The sequence below is a fragment of the Pelagimonas sp. genome (assembly GCF_058892305.1).
Genome location: NZ_JBZXVN010000036.1, coordinates 36,566 through 54,387, shown reverse-complemented (window position 1 = coordinate 54,387; position 17,822 = coordinate 36,566). Strand labels below are relative to the sequence as shown.

General features: G+C 56.7%; 14 protein-coding genes and 1 pseudogene. 8 read left to right on the top strand and 7 right to left on the bottom strand.

Annotation, left to right across the window (positions count from 1 at the left end; translation table 11 throughout):
* Nucleotides 1-6: 6 nt before the first annotated feature.
* Together AC5EFR_RS15605 and AC5EFR_RS15600 are read left to right on the top strand one after the other, a co-directional pair.
* Nucleotides 7-177: pseudogene (locus AC5EFR_RS15605) on the top strand (biotin/lipoyl-containing protein); the annotation flags it as partial.
* A gap of 119 nt (nt 178-296) precedes the next feature.
* The gene (locus AC5EFR_RS15600; protein WP_493576713.1) at nt 297-608 is read left to right on the top strand and encodes a hypothetical protein; all 312 of its coding nucleotides are present in this window, start codon (nt 297-299) and stop codon (nt 606-608) included.
* A 12-nt stretch (nt 609-620) separates the two neighbouring features.
* On the opposite strand, the gene AC5EFR_RS15595 is transcribed toward AC5EFR_RS15600, so the two are convergent.
* The 4 genes from AC5EFR_RS15595 to AC5EFR_RS15580 form a co-directional block, all read right to left on the bottom strand.
* Nucleotides 621-1,121 carry a hypothetical protein gene (locus tag AC5EFR_RS15595; RefSeq protein ID WP_493576712.1) on the bottom strand — a complete coding sequence of 167 codons (501 nt, stop codon included), beginning with the start codon at nt 1,119-1,121 and terminating at the stop codon, nt 621-623.
* Nucleotides 1,122-1,508: a GFA family protein gene (locus tag AC5EFR_RS15590; protein WP_299923236.1), complete on the bottom strand. Its 387-nt coding sequence runs from the start codon at nt 1,506-1,508 to the stop codon at nt 1,122-1,124.
* 112 nt (nt 1,509-1,620) lie between these two features.
* Nucleotides 1,621-5,352: a translocation/assembly module TamB domain-containing protein gene (locus AC5EFR_RS15585; protein WP_493576711.1), complete on the bottom strand. Its 3,732-nt coding sequence runs from the start codon at nt 5,350-5,352 to the stop codon at nt 1,621-1,623.
* Nucleotides 5,352-7,160 (bottom strand): autotransporter assembly complex protein TamA, encoded by a 1,809-nt coding sequence (locus tag AC5EFR_RS15580; RefSeq protein WP_493576710.1) that lies wholly within the window; start codon nt 7,158-7,160, stop codon nt 5,352-5,354. Before AC5EFR_RS15580 ends, AC5EFR_RS15585 begins: the two co-directional genes overlap by 1 nt.
* A gap of 267 nt (nt 7,161-7,427) precedes the next feature.
* Here AC5EFR_RS15580 and AC5EFR_RS15575 point away from each other — a divergent pair, with 267 nt between their 5' ends.
* Together AC5EFR_RS15575 and AC5EFR_RS15570 are read left to right on the top strand one after the other, a co-directional pair.
* Nucleotides 7,428-8,426 carry an Lnb N-terminal periplasmic domain-containing protein gene (locus AC5EFR_RS15575; protein WP_493576709.1) on the top strand — a complete coding sequence of 333 codons (999 nt, stop codon included), beginning with the start codon at nt 7,428-7,430 and terminating at the stop codon, nt 8,424-8,426.
* A 155-nt stretch (nt 8,427-8,581) separates the two neighbouring features.
* Nucleotides 8,582-9,940, top strand: a complete 1,359-nt coding sequence (locus AC5EFR_RS15570; protein ID WP_493576708.1) for a GH1 family beta-glucosidase — start codon at nt 8,582-8,584, stop codon at nt 9,938-9,940.
* A gap of 46 nt (nt 9,941-9,986) precedes the next feature.
* On the opposite strand, the gene AC5EFR_RS15565 is transcribed toward AC5EFR_RS15570, so the two are convergent.
* Complete coding sequence (locus tag AC5EFR_RS15565; RefSeq protein WP_493576707.1) at nt 9,987-10,538, bottom strand: cupin domain-containing protein; 552 nt, start codon at nt 10,536-10,538, stop codon at nt 9,987-9,989.
* A 135-nt stretch (nt 10,539-10,673) separates the two neighbouring features.
* Nucleotides 10,674-11,663, bottom strand: a complete 990-nt coding sequence (locus AC5EFR_RS15560) for a LacI family transcriptional regulator (RefSeq protein ID WP_493576706.1) — start codon at nt 11,661-11,663, stop codon at nt 10,674-10,676.
* A gap of 209 nt (nt 11,664-11,872) precedes the next feature.
* Between AC5EFR_RS15560 and AC5EFR_RS15555 the strand changes: the two genes are divergently transcribed.
* The 4 genes from AC5EFR_RS15555 to AC5EFR_RS15540 all read left to right on the top strand — a co-directional run bounded on the left by AC5EFR_RS15555 (nt 11,873) and on the right by AC5EFR_RS15540 (nt 16,142).
* Nucleotides 11,873-13,111, top strand: coding sequence for an ABC transporter substrate-binding protein (locus AC5EFR_RS15555; RefSeq protein WP_493576705.1), 1,239 nt, complete (start codon nt 11,873-11,875; stop codon nt 13,109-13,111).
* A gap of 147 nt (nt 13,112-13,258) precedes the next feature.
* The gene (locus AC5EFR_RS15550; protein ID WP_493576704.1) at nt 13,259-14,155 is read left to right on the top strand and encodes a carbohydrate ABC transporter permease; all 897 of its coding nucleotides are present in this window, start codon (nt 13,259-13,261) and stop codon (nt 14,153-14,155) included.
* Nucleotides 14,148-15,050 (top strand): carbohydrate ABC transporter permease, encoded by a 903-nt coding sequence (locus tag AC5EFR_RS15545; RefSeq protein ID WP_493576703.1) that lies wholly within the window; start codon nt 14,148-14,150, stop codon nt 15,048-15,050. Before AC5EFR_RS15550 ends, AC5EFR_RS15545 begins: the two co-directional genes overlap by 8 nt.
* A gap of 6 nt (nt 15,051-15,056) precedes the next feature.
* Nucleotides 15,057-16,142 (top strand): ABC transporter ATP-binding protein, encoded by a 1,086-nt coding sequence (locus AC5EFR_RS15540; protein WP_493576702.1) that lies wholly within the window; start codon nt 15,057-15,059, stop codon nt 16,140-16,142.
* A 703-nt stretch (nt 16,143-16,845) separates the two neighbouring features.
* Here AC5EFR_RS15540 and AC5EFR_RS15535 read toward each other — a convergent pair.
* Nucleotides 16,846-17,817 (bottom strand): glutathione S-transferase family protein, encoded by a 972-nt coding sequence (locus tag AC5EFR_RS15535; protein WP_493576701.1) that lies wholly within the window; start codon nt 17,815-17,817, stop codon nt 16,846-16,848.
* Between the last annotated feature and the right edge of the window lie 5 nt (nt 17,818-17,822).

Sequence of the window (17,822 nt, the reverse complement as noted above, 5' to 3'; positions counted from 1 at the left end):
GCCTAGGTCGCGGTCACGGTCGGCCAAAAAGTCAGCGAAGGCGACCTCCTGCTCACCATCGAAGCCATGAAAATGGAAACCGCCCTCCACGCCGAAAAAGACGCCGTGATCACAGCTATCCACATCTCACCAGGCGCTCAAATCGACGCAAAAGACCTTCTCGTCGAATTGGGGTAAGATCAGACTGACGAAAGGTGGGTAAGCGTTCCCACTTTGTCCGAGGGGCAGGTTTGGGTTTGAAGAAGAGATATGTTTTGGGTTGGACGGCTGTGGTGGTGGGTGCGGCATTTGCAGTCATGCATAGGCCTAGCCCATGCCCGGATCTCACGCATCTGACGGCGAAGGCGCGTGTTGTGGACACGCTAGCACAGGCCGCCAAGGTCCAATTTTCGGTACCGGTGCAATCGGCGAAAGCGAGCCTTTGGTCAGCCGTTGAAATTGTTGATATCAGCGGCCCGGCGATGATGTTTGAACCCGATGACATGGTTTATGTCACCTATAGGCTTTCAAAATGCGGGGCGGGCGAGGCTCAAACACTTCGGTTTCAGTGCAATCGCACATGGGGGCAACCGTTGGAGGCGGATTGTCCAAAGCTGTTTATGCAGTGATCGAGGAGTTGGCTAGGGGATCGGTTTTGGCGGCATAAGGCCTTGAACTTGCGCAGGGTTGAGATCAAAATTTGGCATTGATTTGAGCGGGGCAGGTGCCTTTCGGTCGGCTATGTGATCTCGTGTTGGGAGCGGTCCGAGCCAGTCGCCTTGCCAAGAGACCCCACATTTGCGCAGAGCGATGATAATCGCAGGTGGTGTTTTTGATCGTCCAAAGGCCCGGCCCATACCGTCGTCGGCGTTGATGGTTTCATAGGCCGAGGGTGGGGCTGAGGATTGGTCCAGCAACACCGCCCAAGACATGTGCCAGCCCAATTGTCCGGATAGGACGTAGGTATCGGTGTTGAGATCAATCCACCGGGACAAGTGATAGGGTTTGTAGTCGGTTTCTTGTACAATGCCTTTGTCGAGCAAACAGGGGAGGATAGCGGGGGGAGGCACCGTCAGGGTGTCACCGACGGCAATGGAGGCCCAATGGCCAATGAGGAGCGCGAGACAGAATGGGTGTTTCATTCAGTGCGTGTCCAATTGTTCCAACCCATCTTTGATTTCATAGTAATCGCCTTTGTCAGCAACGAATATGTGCTTGCCCATCTGAAGGCCGGTTGGGGTGTCAATACATCCGGCGGCGATGGCGATGCCGGGTTCGGTATTGAGGCGGTAAAACAGGGACGAGCCGCAGAATTTGCAAAAGCCGCGTTTGGCGAAATCAGAGGAGGCGTACCATGTGAGGCCTTCGTCATTGGCAAAGGTCAGGTCGGTGACATCGCTGGCTTGGGTTGAGGCCCAGATATGCCCGCTGGCGCGACGACATTGGCTACAGTGACAGGCGGTGACGGTTTTGCGCACGGCGGGCACTGAAAAACTGACTTTGCCGCAATCGCATTTGCCGGTGATCATCTGGGTGTCTCCCTCTTGGATGCTGGCGATTTTAATGGCGGGTGGCGGGGTGCCACCCCTGTTTTTGCTGTGTTTTTGTAAGCACGCCTTACAAGTTGGGGCGGGTCAGCGGCTAGTAATCTTTTTCGAAGAAGATGCCGATCCCGGTGTCACCGTCGCTATCAAGGCGACCGCGAACCGTCACATTCGGGGTCAGGTCGAGGTTGAGGTTGATCTGGCTGTCGCCACCGCTTTTGATCGTCACATCGGTATAGACGTTGTCGGAGACATATTTGCCGATCTTGGCCTGAGCTTCGCCGTCTTCGTCGGTTCCAATGTCCAGCTCATCCACACCAAGGTTTTGGCGCAACCGTTCGGTGATCCCAAGCCCGCCCCGGCCTGACAGGGTGCGGATCGCCGCGGCCAGTTGCACCGCCTGAAGGGCCGAAATGGAGGTGACGTTTTTGCCAAAGAGGAAATAGCTCAGCGCCTCGTCCTGCGGCAGTTCGGGAACCGAGGTGACGGAGAGCTCGGGTGATGATGCCAGCCCAAAAAGGCGCAGGGTGACGGTGACGTCTTCGACTTCGGAGGAGGCGGAGAAATCAATCACCGGGTCAAAGCTGCCGCGCAGGCGAGCGCTTCCTTCGGTTAAATCTAGGCGACGGCCCAACAGGTCAATCCGCCCGCGAATAAGGTCAAACCCGCCAATGGGAACGATGTCGTTTGACGTGCCAGTGAGCCGCAAAGAGCCGCCCAATTCGGCATCAAGACCGCGGCCGCGAATGAACAGTTTGGCCGGAGCGGTGATGGTGAGGTCGAGCGGATAGGCGACGGAGGGCTCCGGGGCGGTGTCGGGGGTTTCATCCAGCCCGGCAAAGCGCAGGGTGCGTTGAACCTTGGCGGAGGGGTTGAGATGGCGAAGCCCTTCGAGGGCCGAGTAGGACGGGTTGAACTGGGGGATGCGCATTTCGGCGCTGGTGAAGACGATGGCTCCGCCAATGCCCGCCCCGCCGGTGAGCGGGCCTTGGACGCGCAGATCCCCCTCTAGATTGACTTCATAAAGGCTTGGGTCGCGTAGGGTGACATTGGCCAAAGTTGCGGAGAGATCGGCGGTATAGGGCGCGGTGAGTGAGATCGGACCGGCCGCCCGGAAGCGCCCGCCCGATGCAATTTTGCCCGAGATATCCAACGTGGCGCGTCCCGATGAGAGAGTGACAGGCCCGTCGATCTTTTCGACGGTAATGCCGAGAGCGGGGGTGGTAAAGCGCCCTTGGGACAGGCTGATTTGCCCGGTTAGGGACTTGAGGGCAGGGGGGCCATTGATCGACAGGTTGAAATCCGCCTGACCCGAGACAGCCTGACCTTTGAGATAGCGGTTGACGATGGCCAGTGGGGCCGTGCCGGTCATCCCAAGATCAAGGCGCGAGGCATCGGCGGCCACGCGCCCTTGGGTGGACAGGGTAATACCCCCCGGACCGTTGCCCGAGGCGCTGACTTGCCAATCGGACGCTTGCTTGACCGCTGTGCCAGAAAACTGCACCGCGCCGGGAAAATCGGGGACAATACGCGCCAGATCAGGCAGAGAAATTTGATAGCGAAGATCGCCGGTTGTCGGGCCAAACTGACCAGAGAGATCGGCGTTTAAGCCGGAGGCCGTCAGGTCGAGTTGCCGAATCGTGACGTTGTCACCTTTGCGGGTCGCGGACAGGGTGTAGCGCGAAACGCCGCGCAACAAAGGCTCTACCGTCGCATTTCCAAAGCGCGGATTGGAGAGCGTGCCATTGGCGGCCAGATCAAAGGACAGGTCCTGCATATCGGCGTGGCCCTTGGCCGAAAGGGTGGCCGCCCCCGCCAAGGGTTGGCCAACAAGACGGGCATAGGCAGCAAGCTGGCCGATATTGGCGGTCAGATCACCCGATGCCACCCATTCGGAAGGGGCCGTTTGATCCACGCGGCCGCTGAACTTGGCATTTGTTGCGCCGGGCAGGGTGGAGGAGGCGGTGACCAGCCAATCCTCGCCCTTTTGACGGGCCGTGGCGTTTAACGTGGCGGGGCCGGTCAAGGCAGGCAGGGACAGGCCGATATTGCGCAAACGGGCGTTGAAATCGGCGGTGCTGGTGCCGTCGGATAGGGTTCCGGTGAGTGACAGGCTGGCCTCGGGGGTGTCAATCAGGGCCGGGGTTATGTGCAACCCATCGGTGTCGCGAGAGGCACTAAGCGAAAGCTCTCCACGTCCCAGGATCAAGGGATCAACCTGTTGAATGCCGGTCTGGATGTCTTGGGTCTCGCCTAGGAAGCGCAGCGCAAAGCCACCCGTCAGCGGGGAAATGTCGCCAGTAATAGACAGGTTCGCGGCACCTGAGAGTTTCAGACCAGCCAGATCATCAAATCGGGTTAGATCGGTGGCTGACAGGGTGACATCCGGCGTGAGGGTCAGGGTTTTGAGCTGTGTCGGGTCAGACAGGGTCAGCGCCCCGATGAGCCCGTAGTCTTGGCCCCTCACGGCAAGATTGCGAAGCGTCAGCGGGGCAGAAGGGGCCCAGTCAAACGCCAATCCGCCGTTTAACGCGGTTCCGATTGCGCGGGCCAGCGGGGCGTTGTCGGGTAGGATCGAGGCGGCGTCAAAGGTCAGATCGCCGGTGACGTGCCCCGCGCTTTGATCAATCTTGCCGGCCCCGTCAAAGCCGACCGACCCAAGGGTCAACCCGTCTTGGACCAAGCCCATGACCCGCCCTGATAAGTGCCATTCGGCCCCAGTGGTCGCGTCAAAGCCCCCCGACAAGATCGCGGCACGAATGGCGGTGCGGGGGCCGGGCAGTGGCAGAATAACGCGTTCACCGCTTGGCGGGGTGATCGCGCCATCAAGCAACAAGGTTTGAGGCCAGCCATCCGCACCTATGGTGCCGGACCCGTGGAGATGCAGGGCCGCTGCGGTTAAATTGAGTTGGCTGATCTGTAGCGCGCCGACCGCGTCGCGTTTCCCCCGCGCCTGAAGTTGCACAGAGTCGCCAAGGAAGTCGGCGAAGTCGGGCACAAAGACCGGGGCAATATCGCCACCAAGATCGGCGGCAAACCGCGAGGCACCGTCGGCATCCGTCAGCAACGTGACGGTCCCGGTCAGGCGTTTTTGCCCGTCGGTGGACAGGTTAATCTCGGCCTTGAAATCGTCAACTGGATCCCGGCCCAAAGCCGTCAGATGCACCGAAGGTTTGCCGGGCAGGGACAAGAGATTTGCGGCAAGGCCGTCTTCGGGTTCTTGCAGATTGAGGTTGAGGTCTAGCACCCGGCTCGCATTATTGAAGCCACCGGACAAAGCGATCTTGCCGGGCTGATCCAACCGTTCAAGGTTTAGATCAACACGCCCGGCCCCGTCGGCCAGATTGGCAGACCCGTCAAAACGGACGGTGGCGGTGTGCCCAAGCAAAGCTTTGCCCAAAACGGCCTTTGCGATCGACATTTTGGCAATGTCGACGGACACAGGTAGGTCAGGCAAGGCAAAAGGTGTGGCGGCGGCAGCCGGAATGGCCGGATCGGAAGGGGGCAGCGGCGCGCGCGGCAGATCAATATTGCCGATCGAGATTTCGTCTATCTCGATGGCCCCTCTCAGAAGGGCCGAGCGGCTCCAAATCAGGGCGACTTCGGTGGCGCGAAACCAAACGCCATCGGTGTCGGTCACGGTGATCTCGTCGATGGTGGCGCGGCTGGACAAGGCCCCGCTGAATCCGTTGAGGGTAACGGTGCGGCCGGGGGCAGAAAGAGCGTCTTCTAAAAGGCCCTGAATATAGCCGCGATCGCTGTTGCGGTCTTGCGCCATGGCCGAAAGCGGGGTGAGGAGGGCGAGGCACACCGCCAAAAGACGCAGCATCAAAACGCCTGCCCAATGCCGATATAGACTTGGACGCCATCGTCGGTTTGACCTGCCAAGGGCCCCGCTAGGTCAACACGGATCGGTCCAACCGGTGTCTTATAGCGCAGGCCAAGGCCACCGCCCGCGTGCCAGTCCCCGTCCTTAAAGCCATCGGCACCGACGAAGCCAGCATCGGCAAAGCCGACAAGGCCGATGGTGTCGGTCAGGGCATAGCGGATCTCGGCGGAGGTTGCGGCGAGCGCCTTACCGCCAAGATCTTGGCCATCATGTGTGGCCCCGAGCGATTCATAAGGTTGGCCGCGGACTGTGCCGCTCCCACCGGAATAAAACAGGAAGCCGGGGGGCGCATCGACAGCGTCCGGGCCGGTTAGCGTACCAAGTTGTAAACGCCCGGCCAAAACCGTGCCGGTGTCCCCCAAACTGGCATAGCCCCGACCGTCAAAGGTAAACCGCGTTCCGCTTTCGCCATTGCGCGCGTCATGGAACGGTTCAAATTCAGTGTTGATGTAATAGCCTGATGTGGTGTCGAGCTTGTCATTGCGCCGGTCGTAGGTGAGCGCCATGGGCAAGCTATAGATCAGCAACTCGCGGGTGGTTTGCGGATCGGCAAATCGGTCGGTCACTTCGGAGTAACTCACAGCGAGACCCAAATCCCCGGTCAGGTGTTCGTTGAACTCGCGCGAGGCACCAAGGGTCAACCCAACTTTGCTCTCGGTATAGTCGGGCTCGTCCTCATGGCTTAGCTCGAACTCGGTATAGAATTGAGTGTCGGGGCCATAGACGGCGGGCTTTTCAAGGCGAAAGGTCAGGGCGTAGTCGATGCCAAGGCCCTCTGCGCCAATCTGGGTGATTTCTCCGTCAATGCGCAGGCGTTCAGCCCCGCCAAACAGATTGCGATGTAGCCAGAACCCCGACAAGGTCAGCCCATCAAGGGTCGAAACCTCTGCGCCGCCGCCGATACGACGCGCCTTGCGGTCGATGACATTGATGGTCAGGTCAAGGTTGCCGTCGGCGCCGGGTTGGTCGGCTTCGGCGATTTGAACGGATTGAAATGTGCCGGTGCGGCGCAAACGGGCCGCCGCCTTTTCAACATCATCTGGATGGTAACGATCGCCGCGTGGAATACCGGCGATTTGACGGACCCGTCCCGGTTTGACCGTGGATTCGCCGGTGACAGTCACATCGCCAAACCGCAACCGAGGGCCGGGAGCGATTTGAACCCCGACGTTGAGCTTGCTGGCACCATGGTCGGCGCTGATGTCCTGTGCAGCAATATTGGCCTTGGCATAACCTGCGGCGCGCCAATCGGTGACGGCGCTTTGGGCGGCATTGCGCACAGCGGTCGCGAGGGCGGGTTGACCGGGCGCAAACCCCTCTGGCACCGAAGCACCCGGAGCCAGAGGGCCCAAGCGGGCCTTGCCAAAAACAAACCGTTGGCCGGGTTCGACAAGAATGCGCAGGTTTTTAATTTGGCCGGGCGGATGAAAGGGGTCAATCTGGGCCGCTTCTTGGCCGTCAAGCTCAATCCGAACACTGGCGGAATAGTAGCCTTGGGCATAGAGAGCTTCGACCATATTTGCATAGTCGGCTTGCGCCGCAGTTAGCACATCTCGTGGTGTCACATCGGGTTGACCCACCAGCGGCAGGGCGATGGAAGCGTTTTTGAGGCTGTCTCGTAACGCATCGTTGTCAGTGTTCAGGAGGCTGATCTTGGCCTTGTCTAGCGCAAAGGCAGGTGTGCAGAGAGATCCGGCAAGCGCCAGTCCCCAAAGTGCCATTCGTATGCCATTTCCGCTGCGCGACATGATTTGCCCCACCTTTTTATCTTAATCTATGTCAGCGCGTGGCCTTGGGCCATGGTGAAATGCACCTTTTGACGTCAATTGGCGATTTTGCTCCGAGGCCCGAATAGCGAAGACATTGTTTGCGTGGCGTCGCTCGGCTAGGGTCGCGCGGATACGTGGCTTTTGTCTTTGGGCGAAGGCATTGAGAGGCAAGGCAAATGAGGCGCAATCGCGGCTTTCGATCGAGGTCGCGACCTCATGAATGAATTTGGTTGGCGAGCAAGGTAGATGATGAAAGCTTTGAAGGGTATCGCGGGTGTTTTGGCGGTTAGTGGCATCGCAGTGGCCACCATTTGGGCGGTGATGGCGATTTGGTACCGTTTTCCGACCACGGAAATCATCCGAATAGGTTTATGCGGCACGATGACATTGGCCGGGGTGATTGGTGCTCTGACGCTTTTCGGCCGCCATCGCATCAAAGGCGTGATGGCTTTTTCTCTGTCTTTTGTGGCCATTTTGTTCTGGTGGAACACCTTGCCGCCGCCCGCTGATCGTGAGTGGGCACGCGACGTGGCGCGCCAACCGTATGGCGAGATAAGCGGAGATACCCTCACGCTTCATGATATCCGAGATTTCAATTGGCGCAGCAAAGAGGACTTCGACGAGAACTGGGTCAGCAAAGATTATGACCTCAGCCAGATCAAAAGCACCGATGTGTTCTTTTCCTATTGGGGACCGCAATACATGGCGCATTTGATTGTCAGTTTTGGGTTCGCCAATGGCGATCATCTGGCTTGGTCGGTTGAGGTGCGTCGCCAAAAGGGCGGCGGCTTTTCCCCGGTTGCCGATATGTTCAAGGCCAACACCCTGTCGATTTTGGCGGCGACCGAACGCGATATTGTCGGGTTGCGCACCAATGTGCGAGGTGAAGATGTTCAGCTCTACCGGTTGCAGGTCCGTGAGGCGGCGGCGCGCCGGATTTTAACCGGATTTGTCGAAGACGCCACGGATTTGGCGGCCAAGCCCCGTTGGTACAACTCCTTGTTCACCAATTGCACCACGGTCGTCACCAAGATCATGGACGGGGTTGGGGCTGGCCAAGCATGGGATTGGCGCGTTGTTGCCAATGGCTATCTTCCGGAATTTGCCTACGACATTGGCGCTGTGAACACCGATGTGTCGTTTGAAGAGTTGCGCGATTTGGGTCGTGTTGCCCCACGGGCCATAGAGCATGGGTTGGAGCCGGGGTTCTCGGATGCGATCCGGGTTGGTGTTCCGGTTCCCTAGAGTCAGAGCCCTAGGTGAGATGGGTCAATTTCCGGGTTGCCTGAAAAACTAAATCGTTTTAGTAGATGTTTTACACAGTACCAACCCGCTCTTGGCTGTGCCTATGGGGTTTCCACCCTGATCAGCTGCCGAGAGAGTGTTCCAAAGGACAGGACATGACCCAGAATTCGCTCGCGCGTCGTTTTCCCAAGGATTTCAAATTTGGTGTGGCCACCGCTTCGTTTCAGATAGAGGGGGCCACCAAACAAGGCGGACGTGGCCCGACGATCTGGGATGCGTTTTCGCATATGCCGGGGCGGGTCTATGAGGGGCATACCGGCAATGAGGCCTGTGACCATTACAACCGCTGGCAAAGCGATCTTGATCTGATCAAAACGCTCAACGTCGATGCCTATCGGTTTTCGATTGCGTGGTCGCGGGTCTTGCCCGAGGGGCGGGGCCGGGTGAACCAAGAAGGTTTGGACTTTTATGACCGGTTAGTGGATGGGTTGGTTGCGCGCGGCATCGCCGTGTTCCCGACCTTGTACCACTGGGATTTGCCATTGGCGCTTACCGGATATGGCGGTTGGACAGACCGCGATACGTCGGATGCCTTTGCCGAATACACAAGCCATGTGGTGCGCCGGTTGGGCGACCGGATTGATGCGCTGGCGACATTTAACGAACCGTGGTGTTCTTCCTATCTTGGTCACTATGTTGGTAAACATGCGCCGGGCGAAAAGAATATCGACGCGGCAATGGCGGCGACCCATGTGATCAATCTTGCCCATGGCAAGGCCGTGATGGCGGCGCGGGCCGAACGCCCCGATATTCAAATGGGCGTGGTTCTCAATTCAATCTCGACCTATGCGGCGACGGATCACCCCGATGATGTCGCGGCGGCCGAGCGGCATTTCCAATTTCATAACGAAATCTATTTTGGCCCGATGTTCAACGGCCGCTATGGCGATCAGTTCCTTGCGGCCTATGGTGACAAGTTGGGGATGCAAGATGGGGATATGGAGATCACCAAACAGCCGCTGGATTGGTGGGGGTTCAACTATTATTACCCGGCGTCGGTCAAACATGATCCCAGCCCAAGCGCCGAGTTTCCGGCTACGGTTGCGGTGCCCTCGACCTCGTCAAATGTGCGCACCGACATCGGGTGGGAGATCAAGTCGGAAGGTCTGACCCATTTGTTGACGCAAGTTTACGACCGCTTTGATTTGCCACCCTGTTACATCACGGAAAACGGTGCGTGTTATAACATGGGTCCGGGCAAAGACGGTGCCGTCGATGATCAGCCACGTCTCGACTATCTGGTGGATCATATCGGCAAGGCCGCTGATGCCATGGATGCAGGCATTCCGCTGCGCGGTTATTTTGCGTGGTCACTGATGGATAATTTCGAGTGGTCCGAGGGGTATAAAATGCGCTTTGGCATTGTGCATGTCGATTATGAGACTCAGGTCAGAACCATCAAAAAAAGTGGGTATTGGTATGCAGATTTATGCGCGGATCACGCCGCTGAGTGAGGTGAAAAGGTCAGGTGAGGGTACCCTCACCTGACTCTAAGGGCGATTAGCCGGGAATAATGGGCTGTACCGGGGGCTGTTGGGCTTCCCATAGCGCTTGAAACTCGACAAGACCAAGATTGGCGATGGTTTCGTTGTTGGGGCCAAGTACCTCGTAGATCACGCCATCGGTGCCGCGATTGCTAAACAGAGCAATACAGTCAATGTCGCCCCCGCCTTCGGTATGAGGGGCGCCACCAGCTTTCTTTTCCACATAGCTTGCGGTGGGCCGGATTTCCGCCAAATCGCCGGCGTCATTATAGATGCGCAATTCACCCTGAAGGATAAAGGTGCTGTAATCGGCGTGGTGGCGGTGTTTGACCACCTGCTCATTGGCCGCGAATTTGAATAAGACGTCGACGATCTTTTTCTCAGCGTCGACTTTGACCACATGGTACCAGATGTGGTCAAACCCATCGAGCGTATTCCAGATGATATTGCTTTGGTCAAAGCTTGCATCTTGGACTGCGGCGCTGGCCGTTGCGGCGTTCAGCCCGGCGAGTGTTGTTGCGCCCAAACCCACGAGCCCCTGTCGACGGGTTATTTTGAGTTGTGTCATATGCCGTTCCTTTCTCATCACGTTTTGGCCTTGTGATGGAGGGAAAAAAGCAGAAGACATGTGTGAGATTTTTGCAAATTTTGCGCAAGGGTTTCGCAAATTCAACCTGCTTAGACGAACTGGCCTCGCGTGGGTTTATTTCGGCACTTCCAAAAACTGCATCACCGGTTTTTCCGGGTGCTCGATCCGTTCAATGGCGGCCCGTGCGAGGAATTCACCGGCGGCAAGCGCATCCTCGTGCAAAGCATGGATCGCCGGGCGGAACCGTTGCAGGAACGGAATCGCCTCTTTGGAAAAGACATCGACTTGATCACCGACGGTGAGCCCGGCCTTTTCAAGGCCGGAAACCCCGGCCATACAGGAGTTCGCGGAGCCGAAAATCACCCCGTCTGTGGCGACGTTTTCCTGAAACAGATTTGCGATTTCTGTTTCGATCTTAACGGCCGTATCATCCGAAGTGATGCGTTGCATGACATGTAGATCAACCCCTTGGGCGTTAGCCTCTTGCGTGGCCCCGCGGATCATCTCCTGCGCGTAATTGTGGTCACGCGGCGGCGCGACAAGGCGGATTGATCTGCGCCCCTGTTGCGCCAAACGCCGGACCGCCAATTTACCAAAGGTAAAGTTGTCAAAGTCGAAATAGGCATGTTTATCGGCCCAAACTGTTCGACCATGGGTGGCAAAGGGAAACCCCTTGTCCAAAAGATAGCGCACGCGGGGATCTTCGGGCAGGATCTGGTTTAGGATCACCGCATCGGCGGCATTGGTTTCAACAATGTGCCGAACAGAACGCATCGGGTCTTCGTCATTGAAAAACGGCGTGATCGTCAGGTGATAACGGGTATCACGTAGGGCCGTCGCGGTGCCATTGATCAGCCGCGCGGTGAGATTCATCACATCGGCTTCGCTGCTGAGAACCAAAGACAACACAAAGGTCCGCCCGGTGCGCAAGCGTAGACCCGCGCGGTTTGGCACATAGCCAATTTCGTCGGCGACCTTGCGCACCCGTTCGCGGGTTTTCTGGCCGATGTCTTCGGCACCGGACAGAGCGCGCGATACGGTTGGGACCGCCAAGCCGGTCATTTGGGCAATGGTTTTGAGCGTAGGGCGCGGCGACTTGGTCATGAGTGGTACGATTAGTCCTTAAAACATTGAGCCAATCTAACGCAGTGACTGATGCTGCTCAATTGAAACGGGATCGTTTTCATAGGGTGCGACAAATGTGTTGCAATGTAAATCTAAAACGTTTTAGTTTATCTATAACGATTTAGATTGTGACTCGAAACAACCAGGGCCAGCTAAATCGTCGCGAAACTCTAGGGAGGAGAAGACAGATGAATTGGATGGGTGCGTTTCTAGCGACAACATCTCTGGGCATTGCTGGGGCGGCGATGGCCGAACCGGTGAAACTAGAAGTCACACATTGGTGGACATCCGGGGGCGAAGCCGCCGCCGTTGGTGCGTTGGCCGATGTGTTTTCGAGCAAGTCGGAACATGAATGGGTTGACGGGGCAATTGCCGGAGGTGGCGGCACCGCGCGGCCCGTTATGATCAGCCGCATCACCGGCGGAGACCCAATGCACGCCACCCAATTCAACCACGGCCGTCAGGCAGAGGAGCTGGTTGAGGCGGGTCTGATGTTAGACCTGACCGATGTGGCCGAGGCCGAGGGTTGGCGCGATACCATAAATCCGGTTGATCTTTTGGACAGCTGTACGATCGACGGTCGCGTTTATTGCGTGCCGATCAACATTCATTCCTGGCAGTGGTTGTGGCTTAGCAACAAGGCCTTTGCCGATGCGGGCGTTGACGTACCAAGCACCTGGGGTGAATTTGTGGCAGCGGCTCCGGCGCTTGAAGCCGCTGGCAAAGTGCCCTTGGCCGTGGGTCAGCAAAGCTGGCAGACATCCGGTGCCTTTGGTGTCTTGAACGTTGCCGTCGGCGGCGAGGATCTGTGGCGCAAAGTCAATGTCGACAAATCCGAAGAGGCGGCCCGTTCGCCCGAAATGACCGCCGTGTTCGAAGCCGCGGACACCGCGCGTAAGCTCTCGGCCGATTCCAATGTGGGTGACTGGAACCTTGCCACGGCGATGGTGATCAATGGTGACGCGGGCGCGCAAATTATGGGTGATTGGGCGCAGGGTGAATTCGCCGTTGCCGGTAAGGTCGCGGGCGAAGATTACACATGTTTGCCGGGTCTTGGTGTGCATGAGATTATCTCGACCGGGGGGGATGCGTTTTACTTTCCCAAACATGATGATCCCGCCGTGACCGCCGCGCAAAAAGAGCTTGCCAGTGTGATGTTCTCGAAAGAGGCGCAGGTGGCCTTTAACCTGCAAAAAGGATCGCTTCCGGTTCGGGGGGACATTGATATGTCCGCCGCCAATGATTGTATGCGCAAAGGTCTCGATATTCTTGCTTCTGGCGCAATCTTGCCGTCTGGTGAAATGTCGCTTTCTGCCGATACGGACAACCAGCTCAAAGACTTGTTCTCGGAGTTTTGGAATGACCCAAGCATGACCGTTGAGGTCGCTCAGGATCGGTTTGCTGATATTATCGGTTCTGCTGACTGATCTTCGCAGTCTTAGCAGCTCGGTCGGTACCTGACCTCCCGGAAAAGGTGCCGACCAACACGACCCAATTCATAGATGATGACGACCTATCTCAGTTGGGGCCAAAGGCTTGCCCCGATGATTCCCCGACGATCCAAGGATTCACCAATGCCCGATCCTTCCAAGCGCCCCAATCCGTTGTTTCGCAATTTAACGGCCAAGGTCGCGGCCCTTCCGATGATTGCAACGGCGCTTATTGTGTTTGTCGGATGCACCGTTTGGACCGTCTACCATTCGTTCACCAAGTCGCGGATGTTGCCGAAATCCGAGTTTATCGGATTGGACCAATACGAACGTCTTTGGGGCACGCGGCGTTGGTTGGTTTCGGTCGAAAACCTGTTGATTTTCGGGGCCTGTATGATGGTTTTGAGTTTGGTGATCGGGTTCTTTTTGGCCACGCTTCTTGATCAGAAAATTCGGTTCGAAAACACCATTCGCACGATCATCCTATATCCGTTTGCCTTGTCTTTTGTTGTGACCGGATTGGTGTGGCAGTGGTTGCTAAACCCGGATTTTGGAGCCCAACAAATCTTGCGTGACTTGGGCTGGACCAGCTTTGAATTTAACCCGTTATATGATGTCGAGATCGTCATTTACGGCGTTTTGATCGCTGCGGTTTGGCAGGGGTCCGGTTTTATCATGGTGGTGATGCTGGCGGGCTTGCGCGGCATTGACCAAGACATTTGGAAGGCATCGCGGGTCGACGGCATTCCGACGTGGAAGACCTATGTGTTTGTCATCATTCCAATGATGCGCCCGGTGTTTGTGACGGCTCTGGTTTTGATCGCCAGTGGCATCATCAAGGTCTACGATCTGGTCAAGGCGCAAACCAATGGCGGCCCTGGCATCGCCTCTGAAGTGCCGGCGAAATACGTCATCGACATGATGTTCAACAATCTCAACCTAGGGCAGGGCTTTGCGGCTTCGACTATGATGCTGCTGAGCGTCGCGGTTATCCTGATTCCCTGGGCTTATCTGGAATTCGGGGGCAAGAAACATGGCTGATGTGACATCAATGGGCCAAGGCCCACGCGGCCCCAAACCCAAGAAAAGCGTGAATGGCCGGACGGTTATGCTCTGGTCGGTTTTGGCGGTGATCCTGTTTTACTATGCGTTGCCGCTCTATGTGATGATTGTGACCTCGCTCAAGGGGATGCCGGAAATTCGGGCGGGCAACATTTTTTCCCCGCCGTTAGAGATCACTTTTGAACCCTGGAAGAAGGCCGCCTTTACCGCCTGTACGGGATTGGTCTGCGAAGGGCTGAGCGCCGGGTTTTGGAATTCGGTACGCATTTTGATTCCCTCGCTGATCGTGTCGATCGCGGTGACGTCAGTGACGGGCTATGCTCTGGCCAACTGGAAATTCAAAGGTTCTGAGGTCTTCTTTACCATTCTGATTTTCGGGGCCTTTATCCCTTATCAGGTGATGATTTATCCGCTGGTGATCCTACTGCGTGAATTGGGTCTGTTTGGCTCGATTTCTGGCTTGGTCCTGATCCACACGATCTTTGCCATGCCGATCCTGACACTCTTGTTTCGCAACTATTTCACCTCACTGCCGGAGGAGCTTTTCAAGGCCGCCCGTGTGGACGGGGCCGGGTTCTGGGGGATTTATTTCCGCATCATGTTGCCCATGTCCTTGCCGATTTTCATGGTGGCAATGATTCTGCAAATCACGGGCATCTGGAACGATTTCCTGTTTGGCGTGATCTACACCAAGCCCGAATATTACCCGATGACCGTTCAGCTTAACAACATCGTCAACGCGGTGCAGGGCGTCAAGGAATACAACGTCAATATGGCGGCAACCCTTCTGACGGGTCTGGTGCCGCTGATCATTTACTTCGCCTCTGGCAAACTCTTTGTGCGCGGCATTGCTGCTGGCGCTGTGAAAGGCTGACTGCTCATGACTATGCAAACCCCCTCGGTCTCTATTCAGGGTCTGCAACTGAATTTCGGTGCTGTTGAGGTTCTCAAAAATCTTGATCTGGATATTGCCCCTGGTGAATTCTTGGTACTGCTTGGGTCGTCGGGCTGTGGCAAGTCCACTTTGCTGAACTGTATCGCCGGGTTGCTTGATCTGACCGATGGGCAGATTCACATCAATGGCCGCAATGTGACCTGGGCCGAACCCTCCGACCGAGGCATTGGCATGGTGTTCCAAAGCTATGCTTTGTACCCGCAAATGACGGTCGAAGGGAACATGAGCTTTGGTCTCAAAAACAGCGGCATGCCCAAGGCCGAGATCAAAGAACGGGTCGCCCGTGCGGCCTCTGTGTTGCAGATTGAGCCGCTGTTGAAACGCAAACCCTCGGCCTTGTCCGGTGGTCAGCGTCAGCGCGTGGCGATCGGCCGGGCCTTGGTGCGCGATGTGGATGTGTTTTTGTTTGACGAACCCTTGTCGAATCTTGATGCAAAATTGCGAACTGACCTCCGGGTCGAACTGAAACGCCTGCATGGACGACTGAAAAACACCATGATCTATGTGACTCATGATCAGGTCGAAGCCATGACACTGGCCGATCGGATCGCGGTGATGAAGGACGGCAAAATCATGCAGCTTGGCAGCCCTGACGATATCTATAACAGGCCACAGAACCTCTATGTGGCTGATTTTATTGGGGCCCCTGCGATGAATTTCGTCCAAGCGCGTTTGGAAAATGAAACGGTGATTTTTGGCAGACATGCTTTGCCGGTTGGCTTGTACCCGTTCGAAACCCCACCAACGGTTGGCCCTGTTGTTCTTGGGGTTCGGCCTGAGAACCTGCTAATTGGTTCGAATGCCATACGCGGTGATTTGCAATTCGAAGTGACCGCGGATTTGGTGGAAAAGATGGGTGCCGACACCCTTGTCTGGGCCGAGCTAGAGGGCAAACCCTTTCGCATCCGGGTTGACGGCCAAGCGGGGGTCAAGGTTGGCGATAGCTTTATGGTTGGCATCAAAGGCTCGAGCTGCTCACTCTTTGATGCCGTTAGTGAGCGGCGACTATAAACGGCAGTTGCGTTTAAGGCCGACATCCGGCGCTAAACACGCCGCTGTCTCCACAATGCGAAAAATGTCCGCATGGAGCCCTTTTTGACGGATGCCGCATTGGACAGGACCGACCTCTGTCGGCAAAGACACGGTCGAATTGTATCGCACCGGCATCATTCGGAGAGCTTTGTGAGAGAGGGCCAGCACCACACAACTTCACCCCTATTGGGTTACCCTGGGGGCCCTCTGGAAATTGCGCGCCGTGTCTGGATTTGACTATGCTAGAAAAATTTTCTGGCGCATTGTACTCACGACTGTGGTGCGCGAAACTTTGAGTTTGATCCCGCTTCGTTTGAAAAACAAAACCACCTCTAATCACATGGTGGATGATGTACGCATCCTTGGACGTTGAGCAGTGGGAGCCCGAGAGCGCTTTCCATATTGATGATGCGAAGCACGCCCTAAACACAGCTGGTCGCAAGGCCGATCTTCCTAGGTGTTTTCCAGCTCCGATGACAATGGTGGGACATTTCACGTTGTCTATGAAAGCCGCCTACCGCCAGAAAGAAATGGATCAGTGCGGTCTATATTGACAGTCCGGAATGGTCGCATGTCGCGGGTCACTCTTGCCATGCAAGTTCTGATGTCGCACCTTGAGCCGCTACAAAGCTGGACATTGGAACAACCGCGGCGAATTGGTGCTTTGCCGGCTCTGCCCCCTTCACGCCGCCCGCGCAGTGGCCAGCAGCTTTGCGATATGCGCAGGCCCTGTGGGACGAATGCCAAGTGGGTTCAGCGCTTTGATCGAATAGTAGCCCTGGGTGATGTGGTCCATGTTCACGGTGTCGATGACGCCGGGCAAGTTGAGGATGCGTTCCATATATGTGGACAGTTTGGGATAATCTGCGATGCGCAGACGGTTGGTTTTGAACAGCCCGTGATAGGCCGCATCAAACCGGATCAAGGTCACGAACACGCGGATGTCGGTTTCGGTCAAACGATCGCCGAAAAGGTATTCGCCTTGCAACAGGGACTCCAACCGGTCGAGCGTGTCGAAAATGCCGGTGATTGCCTCATCATAGGCCTCCTGCGAGGTTGCGAAACCTGCGCGGTAAACACCGTTGTTCAGCTTCTCGTAAATCGGCTCGTTCAGCGCCTCGATCTGGTCGGCGAGGTCGTCAGGATACAGGCGCAGATCAGACGGAACCAGCCCCTCAAACGCCGTGTCCAACATGCGCAGGATGTCCGCGCTTTCATTGTTCACCATGACGTTTTTCTTCATGTCCCACAGGACGGGCACCGTGGCGCGACCAGTGAAATTTGGATCAGCCTGCGTATAGATCTGGTGCATATAGCTGGCTCCAAACAGCGGGTCATCATCGGCACCGGGATATCCGCCAAAGCGCCACCCTTGGTCGGTCAAGGTCGGGTTCACCACAGTGACCGGCAAGATGTCCTCGAGCCCCTTTAGTTTGCGCGCGATCAAGGTGCGGGACGCCCACGGGCAGATCAGCGCGACGTAAAGACGATAGCGTCCTGCCTCGGCCTTAAAGCCGCCTGTGCCCGTGGGGCCAGCGCTGCCATCAGGTGTGATCCAGTTGCGAAAGGAAGAAACCTGACGCAGAAAGCGCCCGTGTTCATCCGCGTTCTGTACCGGTTGCCAATTCTCAACCCATTTACCGTTCACAAGCATCGTAT

Excerpts from the sequence above, each read along its gene's own strand:
- AC5EFR_RS15600 (WP_493576713.1), top strand. The coding sequence starts at position 297 with ATGCATAGGCCTAGCCCATGCCCGGATCTCACGCATCTGACGGCGAAG.
- AC5EFR_RS15595 (WP_493576712.1), bottom strand. The coding sequence starts at position 1,121 with ATGAAACACCCATTCTGTCTCGCGCTCCTCATTGGCCATTGGGCCTCC.
- AC5EFR_RS15590 (WP_299923236.1), bottom strand. The coding sequence starts at position 1,508 with ATGATCACCGGCAAATGCGATTGCGGCAAAGTCAGTTTTTCAGTGCCC.
- AC5EFR_RS15585 (WP_493576711.1), bottom strand. The coding sequence starts at position 5,352 with ATGCTGCGTCTTTTGGCGGTGTGCCTCGCCCTCCTCACCCCGCTTTCG.
- AC5EFR_RS15580 (WP_493576710.1), bottom strand. The coding sequence starts at position 7,160 with ATGTCGCGCAGCGGAAATGGCATACGAATGGCACTTTGGGGACTGGCG.
- AC5EFR_RS15575 (WP_493576709.1), top strand. The coding sequence starts at position 7,428 with ATGATGAAAGCTTTGAAGGGTATCGCGGGTGTTTTGGCGGTTAGTGGC.
- AC5EFR_RS15570 (WP_493576708.1), top strand. The coding sequence starts at position 8,582 with ATGACCCAGAATTCGCTCGCGCGTCGTTTTCCCAAGGATTTCAAATTT.
- AC5EFR_RS15565 (WP_493576707.1), bottom strand. The coding sequence starts at position 10,538 with ATGACACAACTCAAAATAACCCGTCGACAGGGGCTCGTGGGTTTGGGC.
- AC5EFR_RS15560 (WP_493576706.1), bottom strand. The coding sequence starts at position 11,663 with ATGACCAAGTCGCCGCGCCCTACGCTCAAAACCATTGCCCAAATGACC.
- AC5EFR_RS15555 (WP_493576705.1), top strand. The coding sequence starts at position 11,873 with ATGAATTGGATGGGTGCGTTTCTAGCGACAACATCTCTGGGCATTGCT.
- AC5EFR_RS15550 (WP_493576704.1), top strand. The coding sequence starts at position 13,259 with ATGCCCGATCCTTCCAAGCGCCCCAATCCGTTGTTTCGCAATTTAACG.
- AC5EFR_RS15545 (WP_493576703.1), top strand. The coding sequence starts at position 14,148 with ATGGCTGATGTGACATCAATGGGCCAAGGCCCACGCGGCCCCAAACCC.
- AC5EFR_RS15540 (WP_493576702.1), top strand. The coding sequence starts at position 15,057 with ATGACTATGCAAACCCCCTCGGTCTCTATTCAGGGTCTGCAACTGAAT.
- AC5EFR_RS15535 (WP_493576701.1), bottom strand. The coding sequence starts at position 17,817 with ATGCTTGTGAACGGTAAATGGGTTGAGAATTGGCAACCGGTACAGAAC.